The organism is Streptomyces calidiresistens, assembly GCF_014141525.1.
Lineage (GTDB): Bacteria > Actinomycetota > Actinomycetes > Streptomycetales > Streptomycetaceae > Streptomyces > Streptomyces calidiresistens.
Genome location: NZ_VKHS01000910.1, coordinates 1 through 2004 on the forward strand (window position 1 = coordinate 1; position 2004 = coordinate 2004).

Below are 2004 nucleotides of genomic sequence, written 5' to 3' on the forward strand. Positions count from 1 at the left end.
GTGCCCGGGGAGGGCGGGGGACCGGTGCGGCTCATGGCGGTGCCCCTCACCCCTCGCCGCGGAAGAGGTTGATGGCGTCGATGTGCTTCGCGCGCAGTTCGGGGTCGGTGACGCCCAGGCCCTCGCGGGGCGCCAGGCACAGCACGCCGACCTTGCCCTGGTGCACGTTGCGGTGCACGTCGTGCGCGGCCTGGCCGGCCTCCTCCAGGGAGTAGCTGCGCGAGACGGTGGGGTGGATCTTCCCCTTGGCGATCAGGCGGTTGGCCTCCCAGGCCTCGTGGTAGTTGGCGAAGTGGGAGCCGACGATGCGCTTGAGCGACATCCACAGGTAGCGGTTGTCGTAGGAGTGCATGTAGCCGGAGGTGGAGGCGCAGGTGACGATGGTGCCGCCCTTGCGGGTGACGTAGACGGACGCGCCGAAGGTCTCGCGGCCGGGGTGCTCGAAGACGATGTCCACGTCCTCGCCGCCGGTCAGTTCGCGGATGCGCTTGCCGAAGCGCTTCCACTCGCGCGGGTCCTGGGTGTGCTCGTCCTTCCAGAACCGGTAGTCCTCGGCGTTGCGGTCGATGATCGCCTCGGCGCCCATCCTCCGGCAGATCTCCGCCTTCTGCGGGGAGGAGACCACGCAGATGGGGTTGGCGCCGCCGGCGAGCGCGAACTGGGTGGCGTAGGAGCCCAGACCACCGCTGGCGCCCCAGATCAGGACGTTGTCGCCCTGCTTCATCCCGGCGCCGTTGCGGGAGACCAACTGTCGGTAGGCCGTGGAGTTGACCAGCCCGGGGGCGGCGGCCTCCTCCCAGGTCAGGTGCTTCGGCTTGGGCATCAGCTGATTGGTCTTCACCAGCGCGATCTCGGCCATGCCGCCGAAGTTGGTCTCGAAGCCCCAGATGCGCTGCTCGGGGTCGAGCATGGTGTCGTCGTGGCCGTCGGGAGACTCCAACTCCACCGACAGGCAGTGGGCGACGACCTCGTCCCCGGGCTTCCAGGCGTTGACACCCTCACCGGTGCGCAGCACCACGCCGGCCAGGTCGGAGCCGATGATGTGGTACGGCAGGTCGTGCCGCTTGGCCAGCGGGGAGAGTCGACCGTAGCGCTCGAGGAAGGCGAAGGTGGAGACCGGTTCGAAGATCGAGGTCCACACCGAGTTGTAGTTCACGGAGCTGGCCATGACGGCCACCAGCGCCTCGCCCGGCCCGAGTTCGGGCAGGGGCACCTCGTCCAGGTGCAGCGACTTGCGGGGGTCCTTCTCCCGGGTGGTCAGGCCCTCGAACATGTCGACCTCGTCCTTGTGCACGGTGATCGCGCGGTAGGACTCGGGCAGGGCCAGGTGGGCGAAGTCCTCGCTGGTGCTCTCCGGTGCGCTGATCGCGTCCAGGATCTGCTTCACGGTGTTGCCTCCGACGGATGCGCGTCACGGGGACGCTGGGGGACGACGGGGTGTCACGACGGGGCCGGCGCCGGCGACCGGGTGCGGTCGGGACGTCGATGGGGCCCGGTGTGCGGGTCCCCGGGTGCGGCGTTGCCGACGCCGCGGCGTCCCGGGGGACGGTCGCGGGCACCGGCGACACGGGGTCGGGTGCGATGTGCGGTGTCGTGACTTCGGTGGTGCGGTGCCGTCGGTCCGGCGGCGGTGGTGCTGCGGCTCGCGCGGTCGCGCTGGTGCCTGTGACGCAGGCGGCCGGGAACGTTCCGTTGGACGGTGGGACCACGTCCCGGCGCACTTCACGTTATGGCACGCCGTGCCGGTCCGCAAGGCACTGAGTGCCAAATATTTCGCTCAAAAGTCATCGCGTGATCGCACATGAGCGCGCTTCCCGGTTGCTCCCGGGTCTCCCGGCGGAGGGGCGCACCTCCTTGGCGACCCGGTGACCGATGGGTGACATCCGCCGGGAGAGTCGTCCCGGACCCCTGTGGTCCGCCCCGTGTCGGGAGGTTCCGCCGTGGTCCGCGCACCGAGGCCCACCGGGGCCGGTCGAACACCGTCCCCCCGGCACCCCCCCGGCA

Annotated in this window: 1 protein-coding gene; it reads right to left on the minus strand. The window is 70.4% G+C overall.

What is annotated here, in order from left to right; genetic code table 11:
• Nucleotides 1-46: 46 nt before the first annotated feature.
• On the minus strand, nt 47-1387 hold the full coding sequence (gene ccrA, locus FOE67_RS24020) for a crotonyl-CoA carboxylase/reductase (protein WP_182666931.1): 1341 nt from the start codon (nt 1385-1387) through the stop codon (nt 47-49).
• Nucleotides 1388-2004 lie beyond the last annotated feature (617 nt).